The following is a 19,539-nucleotide window of genomic DNA, read 5'->3' on the forward strand; positions in this document are numbered from 1 at the left end:
GAGCCGGCAATCGCAATTTGAGGACTTAATGAGCGATCTCGCCAACGCCGCCGAGAAGAGAGGCGCGCAGCCGGGCCCCGGCGACAGGCTGCCGCGCGCCGCCTCCGGCGGGAACCGGCGTGGCAACCGACTGCCGCGCGACGAGCGTCGCGGACAGTTACTCGCCGCTGCCAGCGAGGTTTTCGTCGACCGCGGCTACCACGCCGCCGGCATGGACGAAATCGCCGATCGGGCGGGCGTAAGCAAACCCGTTCTCTACCAACACTTTACGTCCAAGCTTGAGCTCTACCTGGCGGTGCTGGCGCAACACGTCGAGAACCTGGTGTCCGGCGTGCGGCAAGCGCTGCGGACCACGACCGACAACCGGCAGCGGGTGCGTGCCGCCGTGGCGGCGTTCTTCGACTTCATCGAGCACGACGGTCAGGGTTACCGGCTGATCTTCGAGAACGATTACGTGACCGAGCCTCAGGTGGCGGTTCAGGTGAGAGTCGCCACCGAAGCGTGCACCGATGCGGTGTTTGACCTGATCAGCCACGATTCCGGGCTGGAGCCGCATCGGGCGCGGATGATCGCGGTCGGGCTGGTGAGCATCAGCGTGGACTCAGCGCGCTACTGGCTCAACAACGAACGGCCGGTCTCCAAAGAGGACGCCGTGGAGGGCACCGTGCAGTTCATCTGGGGCGGCCTGTCGCACGTGCCGCTCACCCGGTCTTGATCGCTTCCGATCCCACTGCTCCCACCGCTCCGACACCGAAGCCGACCCGTCGCACGTCGGCGGCGCCGATCTCGACGTAGGTGATCTTCGCGGTCTGCACCAGGAAGCGTCGACCTTTCTCGTCGGTCAGGCTCAGCACGCCCGAGTCGCTGCTCAGCGCGTCACCGATCATTTTCTCCACCTCGGTGGGTGTCTGCGCGCTGTTGAAACTCAACTCGCGTGGGCTGTCTGCGATACCGATCTTGACCTCCACGCTGAACCCTTTCCGTTCGAATGCACTTCGGTAAGAAGGCTAGTGGACGACACCGGCGCGGCGCCCCGTCGGGCCCTTCGCGGGTAGCGAAACGGTCAGACCCGTCCGAGTTGCGGCCGTCGGGTATCGGACCGCCGGCGATTGCGTCTCGGCGCCGACGTCGAACCGAGTCTGGACCGTAACCAAGACCGTCGCGCGTCAACCTCATTCGTCACTTCTGTCTCGATAACATCGGGCGCGTAATGACCGAAAACTCAGGGATAGCCGCATGAACAGGCCTTTTACCGCGCACTCACCGTATTCGCTGACTCCGACCGAGCAGATCCGCAGCACCCGCGGCGACAGCCCGGGCGCCGCCGACGACCTGCACTACGACACCGCTGACACGACGTACGACGACTTCGAAGACTTCGTCGAGTCTGATGACGATGGCGCGTACGACGATTACCAGGACCTCGAGGACCTCGAGGACTACGACGACTATCAGCCGATCGATCGTCGGTGGATGTGGGTCGCCGGTGTGGCCGGCGCGATCCTGCTCGTCGCGGTGATCTGCACCGTGGTCATCCTCGGGGGCGGCGACAGTGGATCGGTGTCGTCGACCACCGCTCCCCCGCTCACCACCCCCCAGCCGGCGGCGACCACGTCTGCACCGCCGGCGGCTCCGACCCCGTCGCCATCCGCGACCCTACCGCCCGAAACGGTGACCACCGTGACGCCGACTCCGAGCGCCACGGCAAGCGCACCGCCGGTCGCACCGCCGATCGCCGCACCACCCACTGACGCGATGGCGCCGCGCACGGTCACGTACCGGGTGTTCGGCAACCGGCCGCTGCTCGACCTGGTGACCGTCATCTACACCGACCAGCAGGGTGCGCTGCAGACCGAGCTGAACGTGGCGCTGCCGTGGACGAAGACCGTGGTACTGGACCCGGGGGTGGAACTCACCTCGGTCACGGCGACCAGCCTGACCGGTCAACTCAACTGCAGCATCACCGACGCCAGCGGCGCGCTGATCACCCAGCAGAACAGCAACTCGATGATCACCGCCTGCACCAAGTAGGGATCAGGCCAGACCCAGTTCCTGCATCCGCGCGCTGTGGGTGCGCTGAAGGCGATCGAAGAACTCGGTCATCTGCGTCAGGCCCTCGCCGCCGGTCATCACCAGGTCGACCAACTCGTCGTGGTCGGCGAGCACGTACTGGGCCTGGGTGATGGCTTCACCGAGCAGCCGCCGCGACCACAGCGCCAGACGGTGCCGCTGCCTTTCGCTGGCCGTGACGGCCGCCTGAACCTCGGCCACCACGAACTGCGAGTGCCCGGTCTCCGAAAGCACCGCACGCACCACGTCGGCGACCTCGTCGGGCATCGAATCGGCGATCTCCAGATAGAAGTCGGCCGCCATGGCATCACCGACGTAGGTTTTCACCAGCGCCTCCAGCCAGGTGCTCGGAGTGGTCAGCCGGTGGTAATTCTCCAGTGCCGAAGCGTATTTCGTCATCGCGGGCACCACGTCGACTCCCCTGCGCTCCATGGCGTCGCGGAGTACTTCGTAGTGGTTCATCTCCGCGGCGGCCATGCTGGCCATGTTGATTCGCCCGCGGAGATTCGGCGCCATCCGCGCCTCGTCGGTGAGCCGGTAAAACGCCGCCACCTCGCCGTAGGCCAGCAGGGCGAACAATTCGTTCACACCGGGATGGCCGATCGACATGCCTGATGACACCGAATTGGTCAGATGCTCGGCGGGAACCGACGGCGCCGGATTCGAGGCATTCATGGCCCAACTGTAGACGCCGACGGGCGCGTCGACCGCCGGGCAAACCCCGCCCGCTATGATGAACCTAGGCAGTGGCCTCGAAGTGACCGAAACGGCCACCTCATCAGACTCAGCCGCTACCGAGAAATGTGTGTGCACGCAGTTGGCCCGCCGCCTCACGGACTGGGCCCCGCGGAGCTTTTTTCGTCAAACTCGTGCGCGCGTAGACGACGCGAGAATTGACCATGAAAGGCCACGTTTACTCAGCATGACTGCACTCCATCTATCCTTTGCCAAACTTGGAGTTCGCGACGAAATCGTGCGCGCACTCGCCGAAGACGGCAAGGAACATCCGTTTGCCATCCAAGAACTGACACTTCCGCTTGCCCTCGCCGGCGAAGACCTCATCGGACAGGCCCGCACCGGCATGGGAAAGACGCTGGCATTCGGCGTGCCCATGCTGCAGCGGATCACCACCGACACCGAGCGGCCGCTCAGCGGAATCCCGCGGGCGCTGGTCGTCGTGCCGACCCGCGAACTGTGCCTGCAGGTGTTCGGCGATCTGGCCACCGCGGCCAAGTACCTCACCGCCGGCGATCGCAAGCTGACCGTCACCTCGATCTATGGCGGTCGGCCCTACGAGCCGCAGATCGAAGCGCTCCAGAAGGGTGTCGACGTCGTGGTCGGTACGCCGGGGCGCCTGCTCGACCTGGCCCAACAGGGCCACCTGCAGCTGGGCGGGCTGTCGATGCTCGTGCTCGACGAGGCCGACGAGATGCTCGACCTCGGCTTCCTGCCCGACATCGAACGGATTCTGAAGCAGATCCCGGTCGAGCGGCAGGCCATGCTGTTCTCGGCGACCATGCCGGACCCGATCATCACGCTGGCCCGCACCTTTATGAACCAGCCGACCCATATCCGGGCGGAGGCCCCGCATTCGGCGGCCACCCACGACACCACCGAGCAGTTCGCCTACCGGGCGCACGCGCTGGACAAAGTAGAACTCGTCACCCGCATTCTGCAGGCCGACGGCCGCGGCGCGACCATGATCTTCACCCGCACCAAGCGCACCGCGCAGAAGGTCGCCGACGAATTGGCAGAGCGCGGCTTCAAGGTCGGCGCCGTGCACGGTGACCTGGGCCAGGGTGCCAGGGAAAAGGCCCTCAAGGCCTTCCGCACCGGTGATGTCGACGTGCTGGTCGCCACCGACGTTGCCGCCCGCGGCATCGACATCGACGACATCACCCACGTCATCAACTACCAGATCCCCGAGGACGAGCAGGCCTACGTGCACCGCATCGGCCGCACGGGCCGCGCGGGCAAGACCGGCATCGCGGTCACCCTCGTCGACTGGGACGAGCTTCCCCGCTGGACGATGATCGACAAGACGCTCGGGTTGGGCTGCCCCGACCCCGCCGAGACATATTCCAGTTCTCCGCATCTGTACGAGGAGCTGAGCATCCCCACGGAGGCCACCGGCAAGGTTGGCCCGGCACGGGCCAGCAGTGGACCCGCCAGGAAGGAGTCCAAGCGGGTCACCACTGGCGAGGGCGAAAAGCCCGCCCGCCGCAACACCAGGGCCCGTAGGCGCACCCGTGGCGGTCAGTCGGCCGACGGACATGTCGATGCCGCCGAGCAGACCACGCCCGCTGCGCAGGACGGAACCGAATCCGGCGCATCCGAGTCGTCGGATTCACCCCGTCGTCGCCGACGCCGTCGCCCGCGCAAGGCCGCGGCGACCACCGCCAGCTAGGTGAGGGTCGCCACCACGCAATGGTGAAACCCGAACGCCGCACCCGGGCTGACGTGGTGGCGGCGCTGGCCATCGTCGTGGTCGTCGCTGTCGTCGCGGCGCTGATCTGGTGGACCAGCGACGCCAGAGCGACCATCAGCAGACCGGCCGCAATGCCAGTGCCCACCTTGACGCCCGCCAAATCCGTGCCCACGTCGCTGCGGCAGTTGTGGAGCGCGCCCAGCCCGCGGACCGGCGCGCCCGTCGTCGTCGCGGGTGCCGTGGTGACCGGCAATGGTCATGACGTCGAGGGCAGGGATCCGGTGAGCGGCGCGACCTTGTGGAGCTACTCCAGGGACCTCGATCTGTGCGGTGTGACGTACGTGTACAACTACGTGGTCGCGGTCTACCCCGACGACCGTGGTTGCGGTCAGGTCAGCACGATCGACGCCAAGACGGGAATGCGCGGGGCGAGCCGCAGTAGCTACGCCGACCCCGAAGTCAAGCTCTCCTCCGATGGCACGACGGTACTGTCGGCCGGCGACACCCGGATGGAGATGTGGCGCTCGGACATGGTCCGGATGCTGTCCTACGGCGCGCTCGACGCGCGAATCAAACCGGGCGTGCCCACCTTTCCGATCTGCCGGCTGGTGTCGGCGGCGGCGAGTTCTGCCGCTGTGTCGGTGCTCGAGTCGTGCCCGAAGCAACCCGACCTGCGCCTGACGCTGCTGCGTCCGGCCGACGAGGAAGACCAGCCCGACCAGAAGTCGGTGCCGCAGCCCGGTGTCACCCCCGAGTCGGGCGCCCGGGTGGTTGCCGTCTCGGAGACCACCACCGCCGTGTACGTGCCCACCCCCAAGCCGACCGTCAACGTCGTCGACGAGACAGGCACCACGGTGGCCAGCACGCTGGTGGCCACCCCTCCTTCGCCCAACGCCACGATGTCGCGAGCCGGGGACCTGATCACCTGGTGGACCGGCGACAGCCTCATGGTGTTTTCCGACAACGGTCTTCGCTACCGATACACCGTCGCCGCGGCGGGCGGGAACATTCCGGTGGGTCCCGCGGTGATGATGGCCGGGCGGCTGCTCGTCCCCGTCACCGGCGGCTACGACGTTTTCGATCCGGCCAGCGGCCGTGGTGAAAGCCATATTCCGGTGCAGCGGCCGCCCGGCACGGCGGCTGTGGTTCCGGCGGTGGCAGGGTCGACGCTGTTGGAACAGCGCGGCGACGAACTCGTGGCGTTGGGCTAAACCTCCGGCGCGAAAGTGGCCAGTGCCTTGCCGTTCTTCCAATGCTCGAGCAGCGCCTCGGCCAATTCGCGGTAGGCGTGGGCGCCCTTGTTCTTCCGGCCGGCGAGCACCGACGCGCCCGACGCGCTGGCTTCGGCGAAACGCACCGTCCGCGGAATCGCCGGCGCGAGCACCGGCAGGTCGTAGCGGTCGGCGACGTCGAGCAGCACGTCGCGGCTGTGGGTGGTGCGGGAGTCGTACAGCGTGGGCAGCGCGCCCAGCAACTTCAGGTCCGAATTGGTGATCTGCTGCACGTCGGTGATGGTGCGGAGAAACTGCCCGACGCCGCGATGGGCCAACGTCTCACACTGCAGCGGCACGATGACGTCGTCGGCGGCGGTCAGGCCGTTGAGCGTGAGCACGCCGAGCGACGGTGGACAGTCGATGATCACCACATCGAAGGTGCCACCGACCTTGGCGAGCGCACGCTTGAGCGCGTACTCACGGCCGGCCCGCATCAACAGCATCGCCTCGGCACCGGCCAGGTCGATGTTGGCCGGCAGCAGCGCCATTCCCTCCGAGGTATCGACAAGCGCCACATCCGGTTCGACCTCACCGAGTAACACCTCGTGAATCGACACCACCAGCTTGTCGGGATCCTGTCCGAGCGAGAACGTCAGACATCCCTGCGGGTCGAGATCGACGAGCAGCACCCGTCGACCCATCTCCTCCATCGCCGCACCCAACGACGCAACCGTCGTCGTCTTGGCAACCCCACCCTTTTGATTGGCGACCGCAAGTACCCGCGTCACGGTGTTCATCGTTGCACGCGCGCGAACATCGCGACGGTACGTGCGGCAGAATCACTGACTGTGGGCGTTTTGCGGCACCGGCTGATTCTGCTTCGTCATGGTGAGACCGAGTGGTCGAAATCCGGCAGGCACACCGGCCGCACCGAACTCGATCTCACCGAAACCGGGCGAGAGCAGGCCAAGCTCGCCGCCGACGCGTTGGCAGTCCTGGAATTCGACAACCTCCTCGTGGTGTCGAGCCCGCGACGACGCGCGCAGGTGACGGCGGAACTGGCGGGGTTGCGTGTCGACGAGGTGTCTCCCCTGTTGGCCGAATGGGACTACGGCGACTACGAAGGCCTCACCACGGCACAGATCCGCGAGCAAGTGCCCGATTGGCTGGTATGGACGCACGGCTGCCCGGGCGGAGAGAACCTGCAACAGGTCAGCGACCGGGCTGACCACGCCATCGGTTACGCGCTCGAGCAGATGCAGAGCCGCGACGTGCTGTTCGTCGGACACGGGCACTTCTCCCGCGCGATGATGACGCGCTGGGCCGAGCTACCCATCACCGAGGGCATCCGATTTGCAATGGTGGCCGCGTCGATCGGCGTGTGCGGCTTCGAGCACGGGATACGCCAGGTCGTCGCGCTTGGACTCACGGGCCACCGCCACCCGTGTCTCCCCGCGTGACGCGCGAACCGGTCTTCATCCTCGCCTCCGGCGGAGGCGCGGTGGTCGCCGACGGCGTGCACACCTCATTTCCCAGACTGTCCGACGCGCGGGCGGCGCTCGCATCGCACAGTGCGCCGATCATCCTGGGCGCTCTGCCCTTTGACATCACCAAGCCGGCGGCGCTGATCCGGCCGCAGTCGGTTCAGCTCCTCGACGCCCTACCCTCGTGGCCGCAGCGACAACTGCCGTCGGTGCACATCGCCGAGACGATGCCGGACCCCGACGAGCACCGCGCGCGGGTCGTGGCCGCGGTGCAACGGCTGAGGGACCCGGCCGGCCGATTGCAGAAGGTCGTTCTGGCGAGGGCGTTGCGGCTGGTCGCGGACGGCCCGCTGGATGCGCGGACGATCGTCGAGCGACTGGTCGCCGCCGACCCCGGGGCCAACACATACCTGGTCGATCTGACCGCCGCCGGCGGCGGATACTCGGGGTCGGCGCTGATCGGTGCCAGCCCCGAACTGCTGGTCGCGCGGAAAGGCGACGAGGTGTTGTGTGGGCCGTTCGCGGGCTCCGCGCCCCGGATGGCCGATCCGGTCGCCGACGAGGCCAGTGGCACGCAGCTGGCCGCGTCGGCGAAGAATCGCCACGAGCACCAACTGGTTGTCGACGCGATCCGCGAGTCGTTGGATCCGCTGTGCACCGATATCGAGATAGATTCCGAGCCCCGTTTGAGCAAGACGGCCGCCGTATGGCACTTGTACACGTTGATTCACGCCCGGATACGGGAAAAGTCAACCACCGCGCTGGATTTGGCGCTCGCCCTGCATCCGACACCGGCCGTGGGCGGCGTGCCGGCCAATGCGGCATCGGGGCTGATCAACGACCTCGAGGGCGACCGTGGTTTCTATGCGGGTGCCGTCGGGTGGTGTGATCAGCGCGGCGACGGCCGCTGGGTGGTGTCGATCCGGTGCGCACAGTTGTCCGCAGATCGCCGCACGGCCGAGGCCCGATCTGGCGGAGGCATCGTCGCCGAATCCGATCCGGACGACGAAGTCGCCGAGACCACAACGAAATTCAACACGATCCTGACCGCATTGGATGTCGAGCCATGACTGAGATCATTCGCTGCGCCGAACCCGGCGACGAGGCGGAGCTGACCGCGATGATTCATGAGCTGGCCGAGTTCGAACATGCCGCGCAGCAGTGCACGGTGACCGAAAGCGATCTCCGGAAAGCACTTTTCGGCGAAGACCCGACCGTGTTCGGACACATGGTCGAGGTGGACGGTGAGGCCGCCGCGGGTGCGCTCTGGTTCCACACCTTCTCTACGTGGGACGGCGTGGCGGGTATCTACCTCGAGGATCTCTACGTGCGTCCGCGGTTTCGCCGTCGGGGGCTGGCCCGCAAGTTACTGGCCACCCTGGCGCGTGAATGTGTCGCGGGCGGGTACACCAGGCTGTCGTGGGCGGTGCTGGACTGGAACGTCGACGCCATCGCGCTCTATGACGCGGTCGGCGGCGTGCAGCAGAACGAGTGGATCACCTACCGGGTGTCGGGGTCGGCGCTCTTGGAGCTTGCCGAGTCCTGAGCGCCGACCCCAACCGGGGTCAGTGGGAAACGGGTAACACATCGCCGGTACCGGGCACCGCCTTCATTGCCCTCGTCAGTCATGACATCAACATGTGGTAACGGATTGAATCGCCACCACGCGGCTGAGCGGCAATGTCAGAAGTTTCCCCGCGACCTCTAGTTCCAGCAACCCGGGCGCGCTGCCAGCAAGGGTGCCGCAGTTCGAACCAGAGTTCGTGATGACGACCAGATACTCGCCCGAACTGCCGGCGAGTTTGTTCCCTTCGTGCGGCCACCACATGCTCAGTGCCGAGATCACCGTGAGGCCCAAGGCGACGAAGGTGATGCCGATCCCGATCCGCAGTCGACGGTGGGCGGTTTCCAACGAAATCGACCGAGTCCCGAAAGGCTGGGCGATGGTCGCGATGAACGTTACCGCCAGGATCGCCGTCACCAGCGCAGCCACTGCGGCCAACCCGCCAGACTTCTGTAGCCACAGTGGGTGATCCTCGCCGGAATCCCCGCGAAGCATGCCGCACAATCCGACGAATCCCAATACCGCGACCTGAACCCGCTGCCATTCGCGGGCCGACTTCTGTAGCCAGATACCGGGATCGTCCTCGACCAGCCGACTCATGCATCACCCCCTGTTTCGCTTAGATTGACGCAGGAGGTGGTCGAGCAGTTCAGTTTTCGGCAGAGGAGTGACTCAGTTCATCACCGATTCTCCGGCGCATCGGGCTCGAAAATGCTGCCGTCGTGGCGGGTGAGCGGTGCCTGCTGCAGCGCACTCAGCCGTTCGGTGAACTCCTTGAGCAGGTAGTTCTGCCGCGCCAGAGCTACTTTCGCTGCGGCGTCGGCGGTGTCGACTATCAGCTTGGCGAGTGCGTCAGCGCCGTTGCGATAGGCGTGCTCGCCCAACCAAAGCCCCGTCATCGCACCGAGCCCGTCCACCTCGACACTGACCGCTTTGTCGCGGCTCGTCACCCGCGCCGATATGGACTTGCAATGCTCATGCATCGCCGTCATCAGGTCGCGTTGCTTGATGATGTTGGCGATCACCGAATCCGCGAGCCCACTGTTCATACGGGATTCATCCAGGTGTCAGGGAGAGCGTCCGGATCGGCGCCGCTCACTTCTCTCTCCGCGTTTGCCAACTGTTCTTCGGTGCTCAAGTTCAGTCCGCGGATAACTGAGGGACTGAAGCCGCGAGCAACCAGCTCGCGCCGCCGGGCGACCTGTGCACGCGTGGCGCTTAGCTGACACAGCAAAAGTATCTCGCGCGCCAATTGCGTTGGGGACTTTGATAGCTCGCGCTCGTCCAGTTTGACGGCGATTGGCAGGCCACGTTCAGTGGCTTGGATGCGAATACCCCCGCTCGGTGAGCGCAGCCATTCGTCGGTCATGGGCGACCCTCTCGGGGCGAACGAAAATCTGTAATTCCGAACTTAATACATTCGCGCGGGTACCGCCTGGCATCACGTGCCGAACAAACCCACGCTTCAGGTCATAACGCATCGCGGAGTGAATCGATCGAAAGAGGCTTGAGGAGCGATCAGTGAGTGGTGACAAAAAAAGCGACCCCCGCTGAAACAGAAGCTGGATGGCCGAGGCTGTACCGGATCACACCTGCAGACGTGCCGCCACAGCGCTACGCAGCGCTTCTAGCGTCACTTGCCTCGTCACGAGATGAACCGTCGATGATCCAGCTTCGCCTACCGATGTGGCCGGTCCCACTCGTCCGGCGATTGGCAGAAACCGTGGCGTCCCGACCAGCGAGCGGGCATCGTCAGGATCCTTCTGAATGCTGAGTTCAGGGAACTCAAAGCGCCAGGACCGAAATCGGGGTACTCCTGAAATCAGCACAGCTGATGTCCATGACGACCCGCCCGATCGTCCCCGGGCGAGCAGTCTCAGGCAGCTGCCACAACATCGCCCAGCTCGACCGGGCGGTCGAAATCGGCCTTGATTTCGTGACGCTTTCCTCTGTCGCACGAACGGCCACTCACCCAGACGCAGAACCGTTGGGATGGCACCGCTTCCGTGACTGGTTTCGCAGTGCCGGCTACCTGTATACCCCTCGGGCGGGGTTTCCCAGCGGATCTGCCAGACACCCTCAACCGCGGCGCGCACGGAGTTGCAGGTATCCGCGGCTTCTGGCCGGGCGATATCTGACACGGGCCTATCGCGATTGGATGGGCTTCGACGTTGGCGCGGATGCGTATGGGCAGTTCATGGGCCGGTACTCCGAGCCCCTCGCGGATGCTTTCGTCCAATGGGCGAGTGTACGTTCCGGCGAGGCGCTCGATGTGGGCTGCGGCGCTGGGCCCCTGACCCAACGACGTGCCGACAGATTGGGCCCAGAGAGTGTGCGCGCAGTCGACCCTTCGGAGTCATTCGTCGCGGCGACGCGGAAACGGTGTGGACTGTGGCCGCCACTGGTCTGGGACTACGGCGGCAACGCCGGCCCGCTGAGCGTCTTCTGGTCGGCGGTCCGGGATATCGACCCGACGTCGGAAGGCGAGGGTGAGCGCGCCGGGACTCGTGAGGGGCACTTGGCCGAACTGTTCGCCGCGGCAGGATTGACGCAGATCCGCACGACGGTGCTCACAGTCGCCGTCGCCTACGAGGGCTTCGAGGAGTGGTCGCACCCCTTCACGCTCGGAGTGGGGCCAGCGGGGGGACTATGTCGCCGGACTCGGCGATACCGTCCGGGAGGCGCTCAGGCTCGATGCGCCGAACTGCTCCACGACGGCCGTTCGAGGTAGCCGTGCGCGCCTGGACAGTAGAAGGACGCCGACGCTGATTCACAAGGCATCGCTGGGAATTCGCCGACACGGTCGCATGACCGCCTCGATGAGTCGCGGACCGCGGTCTGCGGAGGCGGACTTGACTGCCGCGGCCAGACTCATGGCGCCCGTGACGCGTGTTGCCTCGACACCCATGCCAGTGGCGATATCGACCCAGTCGATATGCGGGTTGGCCAGGTCGAACATCGCTGCTCCCTCTGCGAGATAAATATGGACGGCGCCATTATCAAGGTCAAGCCACTTACTGAGCGTCCAAGAAGGTGATCACCGCTCTGACCCGGCGGTGATCATCATCGGTCTCCGGCGGGCCCATTTTCGGCAGAATGCTGGAGACATGCTCCTCGACTGTCCCCTGCGTCACCCCAAACCACATCGCGATGCCGGCGTTGGTGCGTCCCTCGGCCATGAATGTGAGCACCTGCTGTTCACACGTAGGGAGCGCCGCCAGAGGTTTCTCACGCCGCTGCACGGAGACCAGGTCCTGAACAAGCGCCGGGTCAATGACCAAGGTCCCTTCGCGATCCGCTGGAGCGTGTCGACGAAGTCTGCGACATCGGTTGTATGTGGACAAACCGTCGGCACTCCCTTCGATCCCATATCGCGATGAAGACCATCAAATCTCGCTAGCGGCAGCAGCGTTCAACCGGCACGCGACATCGACACTCGCCGAAGCTTGGATGGCGATGTCCGGGCTCGCCGAATATCGTCAGGAAATGAGACGGTCAGTAATGTCCAAGATCAAATCCTCACTCGAAACGAACGAAAATGTCTGACTCCGACCTTAATACAAGGGAGAGAATCCGGCTCTGGTGATCTGTCCGGCGAATCCCGCTTGAGCGGAGCAGCTCCAGCGGTTCATACCCGATGAAAGAGGTTGACGGCTTGATGGGTGGTGTCAACGTGGATGCGCAGGACGTATTCGACGCGGGAGTGCTTTCCCTGGGCATTCCGCTCGACGGATTGGAGGTCGAACGCGACATCGAGTACGCCGGGCTGGCCTTCAAGCGAGCAACCGAATACGACCCAGACATGTGTGATGCATGGCTCGGCCGCGCCGCCGCGGGCGAGAACACCCCCGAGGTTGTGCACCACCTGTACCGGACCAGCAAGTTACTCGGCCGCGAACAGCGTCGACTGGGGCTGCCCCCCCGTTCACTCACGGGCCGCTTCGAAACCGGTCTCTATCTGGACTACACCCTCAGCTCGATCACCGAGATCAGGTTGGCATATGCAGCTAGTCTGATCCAAGGCCAGGACTACGATGAAGCCGAGCGGATCCTTGATGACTTGGTAGCCGCAGGCGACGACGTTACCGGCGATGAGATCTGCGCATATGTCCGGGGAATCTTGCATTTCACCACCCAGCGTTGGCCTGATGTGCTTACCGCACTGGCCGATTCCGCATCGTTCGCCGATGCGTACATCTCGGCTGGTGCGCATCTCATGGTGGGCTCGGCCTGTGCGCAGATGGGGTTGTTCGGTGAGGGACTGCGCCGACTTGACCAGGCGCTCAGCGGCCCGATCCCGACCGCCCGCCGGGCAGCCGAGTTCTGCAAAGGGTTGACCTTGCGGGAGATGGGTAACGAAGACGATGCTCGTAGCATCTTCGAACGCATCTACAGCGAAGACCCAGGCTTCGAAGCCAACTACTCGGCCTTGCGTGACCTCAAGTATCGGCTCGTCGTCACCACGAAGGAAGTCATCGAATCCCGTGTCGACAAATGGGATCCAGCCAGCGCACCGACAGCGGCGAGTGTCGACGCAGTAGGTGCGGCCGAGCGAGGAGACGAGCACTTACGCGCCGCTCAAGAGCAACTCGACCGCCAGGTCGGCCTCGCAGACGTCAAGATGCAGGTGGCAAAACTGCGGTCGGCCGTGCGGTTGGCAAAACTCCGCGAAGACAAGGGATTCAGCACGGCGTCGAGAAGTCTTCATCTGGCGTTCACTGGTCCGCCGGGAACAGGTAAGACGACAATCGCGCGTATAGTGGCGCAGACCTATTGCGGTCTGGGACTTTTGGAAACGCTGAATGTCGTCGAGGCGAAACGGCAGGACTTCGTCGGTCAACACTTGGGTAGCACGGCGATCAAGACCGACGCGTTGATCGATACCGCGCTGGGCGGGGTGTTGTTCATAGATGAGGCGTATACCTTGATCCAAACGGGGTTGTCGGGCGGCGACGCATTCGGTCGTGAAGCTGTTGACACTCTGCTAGCGCGGATGGAGAACGACCGCGACCGGCTGGTGGTGATCATCGCCGGTTACGACGCCGAGATCGACCGCTTCCTCTCATCCAACGAAGGTCTTTCGTCGAGGTTCACCAAGCGAATTCGCTTTCCTTCGTACACACCAACTGAGCTCGGCGATATCGCCCGGTTGACGGCCAGGTACCGCGATTCCGAACTGACGTCTGAAGCCTATGACGCGCTCGTCGCGGTGTGCACTCGCCTCTGCGACGATAAGTCCACTGACAGGGAGGGGAACGTCCGCACCAGCATTGACCTCGCCGGCAATGGCCGCTTTGTCCGTAACGTGATCGAGGCGGCTGAGGAGGAACGGGCGTTCCGACTCACCGAGACCAACGAAGAATCTCTGAACAGCCTCGATGAGGATGCCTTGAGGCTCATCGAGTCGAGCGACGTGAATGCGGCACTGAGCAGCATTCTGCAGACACTCAACTTGGCTTGACGGGGATTCGCCAAACCACATCCGGCCGCCAGGAGTTGACGCCGTATGACCTCTTTCGAAGAAGCCGACGTGTCGGGTGATCCTGTCACGGGGCCGATTCGCGGACTGTACTACAGACCGTCGACGCCACCGGCACCGATCGGCACAAGCTTCACCGCGGCCGAACCCGATACGCCGATCTGGAAGCAGCTGTTGGACACGCCGGCCGCGAAGGAACTCGGATTGCACCGCCGTTCGAAGCCACTCGCGCGCCACCGCTGGCGTAAAACGCTGAACAACATCAGCGGTGGAACAGTTCCTGCGTCGACGTCAGAGCCGATCGACGTGTCATTTGCCGACCGGATCAGCAGGCATGGCCGCGGAGCGAAATGCATTGCAGTGATGTCGCTCAAGGGCGGGGTGGGCAAAACCACGACGACCATCGGATTGGGCGGCACCTTCGCTTCGTGGAGAGGTGACCGGGTGATCGCGGTCGACGCCAATCCGGACTTCGGGACGCTCGCCCAGCGAGGACCGAATGAAACCCCTTCGACAGTCCGCGATCTGCTCGCTGATCAACACATCGATCGTTATTCCGATATCCGCAGGCACACGTCGCAGAGCTCCAGCCGGCTCGAGCTACTCGCCTCAGAGCGCGATCCCGCTGTTTCCGAAGCATTCTCGGAATCCGACTATCGAGCTGTACACAAGATCCTGGACCGCTTCTACAACATCATCCTGACGGACTGTGGAACGGGGCTGACGCATTCGGCGATGAACGGCGTCCTCGACACCGCTGACGCACTAGTTGTGGTCGCGTCGCCTGCGGTCGACTCTGCACGCAGCGCCCTGGCGACACTCGATTGGCTGCGGCATCACGGACATGCCCGGCTGGCTTCTTCGGCATCAGTCGTTGTCAGTTCTGCTCGTCCAGGTGGAATGCCGATCAATCTGGACAAGTTGACAGGTTACTTTCAGGCGCGCGTGCGGTCAGTTGTCGTCATTCCCTACGACGGCCACCTTGCCGAGGGTGGCGAGATCTCCCTCGACCTGATCAGTCGCAAAGCGCGGCAGGCATACATGACCCTTGCCACCTCAGTGGCGGATGCGTTCGGCGACAGCGATACTGGTCTTCACTGACCACAATGGTCAGCGGCCAGGCTCGGTCGACGGCCTCTCGCCCGAGCGTCCGCGCTGAGTGCGCTGAGGCTGATTCCGCCCACGGATTGCCCCTGGCAGGCCAGGATCTCGAGCCGTATCCGATGTTGATCCATCGACGGATCTATCGGCACCGCCTCCACCAGCGGAGAATGGATCGTACTGGGCGTATCTGGCGCGCAACGCCTCTGACTTCTGTTCTGCATCGGCGGCGCGCTCGGCCGATAGTTCCCCCTCGGCTTGTGCATCTGCAGCCGCCTGCCCGGATGCGTAGTACTGCGTTGGCGACTGCTGATACTGGGCCACATAACCCTGATAGGCTGCAACAAAATCGGCATACGCCGCATACGGCTGCGCGGCAACTGATGGCGAGCGGCTTGTGCCGGTCTCGCTGAGAAGCGCTCCGACCGCGGCCAAGGCTTGCAACGCGTTGAGCACGACAACCACAGGCAGCACCCAATCTGAATTGCTCGCCGGGACCCACGTGGCCAGGGCGTCCAGCAACCCGGTGACCGCGAAGGCGACGACGATCCAGCCCCGGCCGGGTTGCCGCGGCAGAAGACCGACGGCGGCAATGACCGCTGCGAGCACGGCCAGGCGCACCAAGAACCCGGTACCCAGTGGTGAGCCGACACTTACCCCGAAGGTTGCGGCACCGAGGATAGCTACGATCCCCCACAGCAAACGACCAATCCGGCTCGGAGCGTCGGTGGGATTCTCGGCCGCCGGCGCGTACCAACTGTAGTTACCAGCCGGCACACCGTAGCCGGGGTAAGACGTGTGATTTAGATCTGCTTTCATGGCTGCTCCCTGATCGTCCACGTGATTCCCGCCCGGATGTACCTGCGAGCAAGATCCGGATCTCAATCACTCATGGTGAATGATGATCGCAAGTAACGTATTTCGTCATCGGTAGTGACCATCGTCACCGTCGCAGATCCGGAATCCGTTTCGACGTGCACCGTATCGCGATCCGCGTCCAGCAGATGCATGGTGACGTCAGGCTTCTGTGACGGTCTGGCCTGCGAGGGATTGATGACCATCGTGGTGACTCCGGTCCTGAGAGGCTGTTCGGCGACGCCGTCGAACAGCTCCACCGAGAATTCGGACGTGGCGCCGCGGCCATGATCGCCGATACGTAGGAAACTGTCGTCGCCGACTTGTCTGACCATCGCACGCCATCCGTCTGTTCGGTTGGTGTGGACCCGAATTCGCGCGCCGAGCGCCAAAGATCGCAGCACCACCTGTTGAGCCAGGTGCAACGTGCCGTACATCTCCACGCGGCCAACATTTGACCCGAACAGCGGCAGCGCCACCGCTCGGCCGTTCTCGTCAGCGCCCACCAACTGACCGCATCCGTAGGCGGGCAGTGCAAGGTCTTTGATGGCGTCTTCGTGCTTCCCGAACAGCCATTGCTTGATTGATCGTCTTGGCGACGGCACTGGCAAACTGCACACCAGTGCCGCATATTGCGAGCCCCGCAACTCATTGAGTCCTCGCAACGGAACTCGAACTCGTCCGTGCCTGCTGAATCGTGTCAGCCCGCGAAGCATTACCAGACCGGTGCGTTCGTCGCGACGCAGCGAAACACACATGGTCGTCGAGTAACTCGGTACCGCCCACAATCGAGCCAGACCTGCTGTCGTGAACAACGCCGGCTTGAGCGCGAAGGTGCGCAACTGGAACGGTCCCCGTCGGCAGACCAACCACTGCTCTTCCAGGGCGGAAAGCCCCAATCCGTCCAACAATTCATCTGTGGCCAGGCTCACTTCGCGGGCCGTGAGAATCTGGGGTCGAAGTCCGGTGTCCGAAAGCTTGTTCGCAACCCGCCTGGTGGCGATGGCCGCGGTTCGTAAGATGCCCTCCCATCCACCGCCGCGATTGCGTACCGCCTCCGGGCACAGCGTCGGGTCCAACCGAACAGTCACCAACACTGACCGGGTGGCGATTGCGGGCAGTGGTCCCAGCACGGCGTCGTAGGTCGCCGCGAGCTGACCGTGACCGCGCGATCTGGCACCCTGGCTGATGACGTCGATGGAATCGAGCGTTATGTCGAACTGACGGAGGCAGTCCGCCAGCATTCGGACCGAAATCACATCGCCTGAGACTGTTCCCGTTCGATCCATCACAGTCAGGGCATGCGGCTTCTCTTGAATGCGCATTGAAGCCGTGAGGACCTTGCCGTCCCAGTGGAACCCGATCAACGACCCGTCGCTGAGCTGGAAGTCGAACGGCTCGAAGTGTGGCGCCGTGTCGCTCCGCTGGCGTCGCGCCCACCAGAAACCAAACCGGTTCAGTAGCAGCTTCGCGGTTGTCCGGCCTCGGACGCGCACCACAAAGATCAACGCAACGCCGACGCCGGCCGCAACGCCATACCAACCGCGCTGACCGAGTACCAGCGCAATCGCCAGTCCCAGAGTCCCAAAGCATTCCAACGCCAGAAGGCCGGCGATCGGTACCACCCCCTGCGGAATGATGGCCGCGGTTGTGGAGAATCCCGGAAATGCCGGCGACGCCGAGGACGTGGAAGGTGTTAGGCGCCGGGAGCTTCCACGACGAGTCAACGCCATCGCCCTTTCGTGGTCCTGATGCATATCGTTGGTTCGGGTGAGTTCTCACACTCCCCTTTACAGTTACGCTGATCGTGACCGCGTCCATCCATCTGACGTCGATAGGGGACAGGGATGCCAGCGCAAATCACAACGCGCGCACAGGTCAACGGGTATCGGTTTCTCATCCGTCGACTGGAACATGCACTCATCCGTGGCGACTCTAGGATGATCCATGACCCGATGCGCGGTCAGATTCGCGCACTTCTGGTTGGCGTGGTCATCTCGATGCTCGTCGCGGGTGCGGCGACCATGCTTGCCTTCTTCAAGCCCGCACCGGACTTCGGCCATTCGGCAATCATGACGAGCAAGGCCAATGGCGGCCTCTTCGTGCGGATCGGTGATCATCTGCACCCTGCGCTCAACTTGGCGTCGGCACGATTGATCGCCGGAAAGGCTGATCCTCCACAGCAAGTCGACGACAAGTTCCTCAACACCGTCCCCCTCGGCCCGGCTGTCGGCATCATCGGCGCTCCGAACAGTATCGACGGCGGGGACGACATGTCGATGTCCTCGTGGACGGTGTGCGACACCACACGACGGCCCTCCGTTGACCCACAGGCCGGCGATTCCACGATCGAGACGACGGTATTGGCCAACGACCCTCCGCTCGGCAACGACATACACCCCGCATCTCCCGACCAGATGATCCTTGCGGCGAGTGGTGACATCACCTACCTCGTCTACGACGGGGTGCGCGCTCCAATCGATCCTGACGATACGGTCTTGCGGGGCGCATTGCGACTCGATGATGGCGTGGTCCGCGAGATGTCACCCGGTCTTCTGAACTCCTTCCCGATGGTCGAGCCGATTACACCGATCCAGATTCAGGGAACCGGTGAAGCCACCAGCTATCTCCCATCCATGTACCCAGTGGGTTCGATGCTGAGGACTGTTGATTCGCGTGGGAGCCACACCTACGTCGTACTGCAGAACGGATTGCAGCCTGTGTCCGAGGCGACAGCGGACATCATTCGGTACGGCAATCCGCGCTCGCCTGCCACAACGGAGCCGGTGAGTATTTCTCCTACGGTAATCAGCGCTGCCCCTATCGTGCACTCATTGCCGGTGGAGCACTACCCCGCAACGTCGCCGAATTTCGTTCGAGCGGAATCCAGTGAGGTGGTGTGCATGTTGTGGCAACGCGGCGCCGGGGCCGCTGAGGCGGATGGTCGACTTCTGATAGGTCACCGTCTTCCAATGCCGGGCGATGCCGAACCCGTGAGGTTGGCGTCTGCAGACGGTAACGGTCCCCGGCTCGACAGTGTGTACGTGAAACCCGGTACCGGAGAATACGTGCAGGCGACCGGCGATGCTCCGGGCAGCCGCGCTTCAGGTCAATTGTTCTACGTCAGTGACGTCGGCGTGCGGTACCAGATCAACGATATCCCGACGGCTTCGGCGCTCGGCGTCCGGAAACCCGGAGAGAGCGACGTTCCCCAAGTCGCCCCGTGGCCTGTGCTATCTCTCTTGCCTGCGGGGCCAAGGTTGTCGCAAGAGGCGGCGATGATCGCCCATGACGGGATGGCGGCCGATCCGGGCGGAGCCAAGATCGCCGCCCCGGCAAGCTGA

21 protein-coding genes and 1 pseudogene are annotated in these 19,539 nt (G+C 64.0%); 12 read left to right on the forward strand and 10 right to left on the reverse strand.

What is annotated here, in order from left to right; genetic code table 11:
* Positions 1 to 28: 28 nt before the first annotated feature.
* Complete coding sequence (locus ACVWWN_RS33160; protein ID WP_457147629.1) at positions 29 to 715, forward strand: TetR/AcrR family transcriptional regulator; 687 nt, start codon at positions 29 to 31, stop codon at positions 713 to 715.
* Here the strand turns inward: ACVWWN_RS33160 and ACVWWN_RS33165 are convergent.
* Positions 702 to 968 carry a DUF3107 domain-containing protein gene (locus ACVWWN_RS33165; protein WP_457147630.1) on the reverse strand — a complete coding sequence of 89 codons (267 nt, stop codon included), beginning with the start codon at positions 966 to 968 and terminating at the stop codon, positions 702 to 704. The genes ACVWWN_RS33160 and ACVWWN_RS33165 overlap by 14 nt on opposite strands.
* 268 nt (positions 969 to 1,236) lie before the next feature.
* On the opposite strand from ACVWWN_RS33165, the gene ACVWWN_RS33170 reads away from it, so the two are divergent.
* Complete coding sequence (locus ACVWWN_RS33170; protein WP_457147631.1) at positions 1,237 to 2,031, forward strand: MmpS family transport accessory protein; 795 nt, start codon at positions 1,237 to 1,239, stop codon at positions 2,029 to 2,031.
* A gap of 3 nt (positions 2,032 to 2,034) precedes the next feature.
* Here ACVWWN_RS33170 and ACVWWN_RS33175 read toward each other — a convergent pair whose 3' ends face one another.
* Positions 2,035 to 2,745: a ferritin-like fold-containing protein gene (locus ACVWWN_RS33175; RefSeq protein WP_457147632.1), complete on the reverse strand. Its 711-nt coding sequence runs from the start codon at positions 2,743 to 2,745 to the stop codon at positions 2,035 to 2,037.
* A 247-nt stretch (positions 2,746 to 2,992) separates the two neighbouring features.
* Between ACVWWN_RS33175 and ACVWWN_RS33180 the strand changes: the two genes are divergently transcribed.
* Together ACVWWN_RS33180 and ACVWWN_RS33185 are read left to right on the forward strand one after the other, a co-directional pair.
* Positions 2,993 to 4,477 carry a DEAD/DEAH box helicase gene (locus ACVWWN_RS33180; RefSeq protein ID WP_457147633.1) on the forward strand — a complete coding sequence of 495 codons (1,485 nt, stop codon included), beginning with the start codon at positions 2,993 to 2,995 and terminating at the stop codon, positions 4,475 to 4,477.
* A 20-nt stretch (positions 4,478 to 4,497) separates the two neighbouring features.
* On the forward strand, positions 4,498 to 5,709 hold the full coding sequence (locus ACVWWN_RS33185) for an Rv3212 family protein (protein ID WP_457147634.1): 1,212 nt from the start codon (positions 4,498 to 4,500) through the stop codon (positions 5,707 to 5,709).
* Here the strand turns inward: ACVWWN_RS33185 and ACVWWN_RS33190 are convergent.
* Positions 5,706 to 6,509, reverse strand: a complete 804-nt coding sequence (locus ACVWWN_RS33190; RefSeq protein ID WP_457147635.1) for a ParA family protein — start codon at positions 6,507 to 6,509, stop codon at positions 5,706 to 5,708. The genes ACVWWN_RS33185 and ACVWWN_RS33190 overlap by 4 nt on opposite strands.
* A gap of 51 nt (positions 6,510 to 6,560) precedes the next feature.
* On the opposite strand from ACVWWN_RS33190, the gene ACVWWN_RS33195 reads away from it, so the two are divergent.
* From ACVWWN_RS33195 to ACVWWN_RS33205, 3 genes are read left to right on the forward strand one after another with little or no spacing between them, the layout of a single operon-like run.
* Positions 6,561 to 7,172: an acid phosphatase gene (locus ACVWWN_RS33195; protein WP_457147636.1), complete on the forward strand. Its 612-nt coding sequence runs from the start codon at positions 6,561 to 6,563 to the stop codon at positions 7,170 to 7,172.
* A complete protein-coding gene (locus tag ACVWWN_RS33200) occupies positions 7,169 to 8,266 on the forward strand; it encodes an isochorismate synthase (RefSeq protein WP_457147637.1) in 1,098 nt (365 codons plus the stop codon). Before ACVWWN_RS33195 ends, ACVWWN_RS33200 begins: the two co-directional genes overlap by 4 nt.
* Positions 8,263 to 8,742 (forward strand): N-acetyltransferase family protein, encoded by a 480-nt coding sequence (locus ACVWWN_RS33205; RefSeq protein ID WP_457147638.1) that lies wholly within the window; start codon positions 8,263 to 8,265, stop codon positions 8,740 to 8,742. Before ACVWWN_RS33200 ends, ACVWWN_RS33205 begins: the two co-directional genes overlap by 4 nt.
* Positions 8,743 to 8,829: 87 nt before the next feature.
* Here the strand turns inward: ACVWWN_RS33205 and ACVWWN_RS33210 are convergent, their stop codons facing one another.
* From ACVWWN_RS33210 to ACVWWN_RS33220, 3 genes are all read right to left on the reverse strand, one after another.
* Positions 8,830 to 9,360, reverse strand: a complete 531-nt coding sequence (locus tag ACVWWN_RS33210; RefSeq protein WP_457147639.1) for a hypothetical protein — start codon at positions 9,358 to 9,360, stop codon at positions 8,830 to 8,832.
* An 80-nt stretch (positions 9,361 to 9,440) separates the two neighbouring features.
* Entirely contained in the window at positions 9,441 to 9,809 is a 369-nt protein-coding gene (locus ACVWWN_RS33215) for a YbaB/EbfC family nucleoid-associated protein (RefSeq protein ID WP_457147640.1), read from the reverse strand.
* Positions 9,806 to 10,129, reverse strand: coding sequence for a DUF2694 family protein (locus tag ACVWWN_RS33220; protein WP_457147641.1), 324 nt, complete (start codon positions 10,127 to 10,129; stop codon positions 9,806 to 9,808). The genes ACVWWN_RS33215 and ACVWWN_RS33220 overlap by 4 nt, the downstream gene beginning before the upstream one ends.
* Positions 10,130 to 10,600: 471 nt before the next feature.
* On the opposite strand from ACVWWN_RS33220, the pseudogene ACVWWN_RS33225 reads away from it, so the two are divergent.
* Positions 10,601 to 10,774, forward strand: a pseudogene (locus tag ACVWWN_RS33225) (thiamine phosphate synthase); the annotation flags it as partial.
* 144 nt (positions 10,775 to 10,918) lie between these two features.
* Positions 10,919 to 11,491, forward strand: coding sequence for a class I SAM-dependent methyltransferase (locus tag ACVWWN_RS33230; protein ID WP_457149496.1), 573 nt, complete (start codon positions 10,919 to 10,921; stop codon positions 11,489 to 11,491).
* 39 nt (positions 11,492 to 11,530) lie between these two features.
* Here ACVWWN_RS33230 and ACVWWN_RS33235 read toward each other — a convergent pair whose 3' ends face one another.
* Together ACVWWN_RS33235 and ACVWWN_RS33240 are read right to left on the reverse strand one after the other, a co-directional pair.
* On the reverse strand, positions 11,531 to 11,719 hold the full coding sequence (locus ACVWWN_RS33235) for a hypothetical protein (RefSeq protein ID WP_457147642.1): 189 nt from the start codon (positions 11,717 to 11,719) through the stop codon (positions 11,531 to 11,533).
* A 55-nt stretch (positions 11,720 to 11,774) separates the two neighbouring features.
* On the reverse strand, positions 11,775 to 12,041 hold the full coding sequence (locus ACVWWN_RS33240) for a LuxR C-terminal-related transcriptional regulator (protein ID WP_457147643.1): 267 nt from the start codon (positions 12,039 to 12,041) through the stop codon (positions 11,775 to 11,777).
* 356 nt (positions 12,042 to 12,397) lie between these two features.
* On the opposite strand from ACVWWN_RS33240, the gene eccA reads away from it, so the two are divergent.
* Positions 12,398 to 14,221 carry a type VII secretion AAA-ATPase EccA gene (gene eccA / locus ACVWWN_RS33245; protein ID WP_457147644.1) on the forward strand — a complete coding sequence of 608 codons (1,824 nt, stop codon included), beginning with the start codon at positions 12,398 to 12,400 and terminating at the stop codon, positions 14,219 to 14,221.
* A gap of 45 nt (positions 14,222 to 14,266) precedes the next feature.
* Positions 14,267 to 15,340, forward strand: a complete 1,074-nt coding sequence (locus ACVWWN_RS33250; protein WP_457147645.1) for a MinD/ParA family ATP-binding protein — start codon at positions 14,267 to 14,269, stop codon at positions 15,338 to 15,340.
* Between the two features lie 9 nt (positions 15,341 to 15,349).
* On the opposite strand, the gene ACVWWN_RS33255 is transcribed toward ACVWWN_RS33250, so the two are convergent.
* Both ACVWWN_RS33255 and eccE read right to left on the reverse strand, forming a co-directional pair.
* Positions 15,350 to 16,159 (reverse strand): DUF5336 domain-containing protein, encoded by an 810-nt coding sequence (locus tag ACVWWN_RS33255; RefSeq protein WP_457147646.1) that lies wholly within the window; start codon positions 16,157 to 16,159, stop codon positions 15,350 to 15,352.
* 62 nt (positions 16,160 to 16,221) lie between these two features.
* Positions 16,222 to 17,820: a type VII secretion protein EccE gene (gene eccE, locus ACVWWN_RS33260; protein WP_457147647.1), complete on the reverse strand. Its 1,599-nt coding sequence runs from the start codon at positions 17,818 to 17,820 to the stop codon at positions 16,222 to 16,224.
* A 222-nt stretch (positions 17,821 to 18,042) separates the two neighbouring features.
* Here eccE and eccB point away from each other — a divergent pair, with 222 nt between their 5' ends.
* Complete coding sequence (gene eccB, locus ACVWWN_RS33265) at positions 18,043 to 19,539, forward strand: type VII secretion protein EccB (RefSeq protein ID WP_457147648.1); 1,497 nt, start codon at positions 18,043 to 18,045, stop codon at positions 19,537 to 19,539.

Source organism: Mycobacterium sp. URHB0021 (assembly GCF_054057895.1).

Excerpts from the sequence above, each read along its gene's own strand:
- ACVWWN_RS33160 (WP_457147629.1), top strand. The coding sequence starts at position 29 with ATGAGCGATCTCGCCAACGCCGCCGAGAAGAGAGGCGCGCAGCCGGGC.
- ACVWWN_RS33170 (WP_457147631.1), top strand. The coding sequence starts at position 1,237 with ATGAACAGGCCTTTTACCGCGCACTCACCGTATTCGCTGACTCCGACC.
- ACVWWN_RS33175 (WP_457147632.1), bottom strand. The coding sequence starts at position 2,745 with ATGAATGCCTCGAATCCGGCGCCGTCGGTTCCCGCCGAGCATCTGACC.
- ACVWWN_RS33180 (WP_457147633.1), top strand. The coding sequence starts at position 2,993 with ATGACTGCACTCCATCTATCCTTTGCCAAACTTGGAGTTCGCGACGAA.
- ACVWWN_RS33185 (WP_457147634.1), top strand. The coding sequence starts at position 4,498 with ATGGTGAAACCCGAACGCCGCACCCGGGCTGACGTGGTGGCGGCGCTG.
- ACVWWN_RS33190 (WP_457147635.1), bottom strand. The coding sequence starts at position 6,509 with ATGAACACCGTGACGCGGGTACTTGCGGTCGCCAATCAAAAGGGTGGG.
- ACVWWN_RS33205 (WP_457147638.1), top strand. The coding sequence starts at position 8,263 with ATGACTGAGATCATTCGCTGCGCCGAACCCGGCGACGAGGCGGAGCTG.
- ACVWWN_RS33210 (WP_457147639.1), bottom strand. The coding sequence starts at position 9,360 with ATGAGTCGGCTGGTCGAGGACGATCCCGGTATCTGGCTACAGAAGTCG.
- ACVWWN_RS33215 (WP_457147640.1), bottom strand. The coding sequence starts at position 9,809 with ATGAACAGTGGGCTCGCGGATTCGGTGATCGCCAACATCATCAAGCAA.
- ACVWWN_RS33220 (WP_457147641.1), bottom strand. The coding sequence starts at position 10,129 with ATGACCGACGAATGGCTGCGCTCACCGAGCGGGGGTATTCGCATCCAA.
- ACVWWN_RS33230 (WP_457149496.1), top strand. The coding sequence starts at position 10,919 with ATGGGCTTCGACGTTGGCGCGGATGCGTATGGGCAGTTCATGGGCCGG.
- ACVWWN_RS33235 (WP_457147642.1), bottom strand. The coding sequence starts at position 11,719 with ATGTTCGACCTGGCCAACCCGCATATCGACTGGGTCGATATCGCCACT.
- eccA (WP_457147644.1), top strand. The coding sequence starts at position 12,398 with ATGAAAGAGGTTGACGGCTTGATGGGTGGTGTCAACGTGGATGCGCAG.
- ACVWWN_RS33250 (WP_457147645.1), top strand. The coding sequence starts at position 14,267 with ATGACCTCTTTCGAAGAAGCCGACGTGTCGGGTGATCCTGTCACGGGG.
- ACVWWN_RS33255 (WP_457147646.1), bottom strand. The coding sequence starts at position 16,159 with ATGAAAGCAGATCTAAATCACACGTCTTACCCCGGCTACGGTGTGCCG.
- eccB (WP_457147648.1), top strand. The coding sequence starts at position 18,043 with ATGCCAGCGCAAATCACAACGCGCGCACAGGTCAACGGGTATCGGTTT.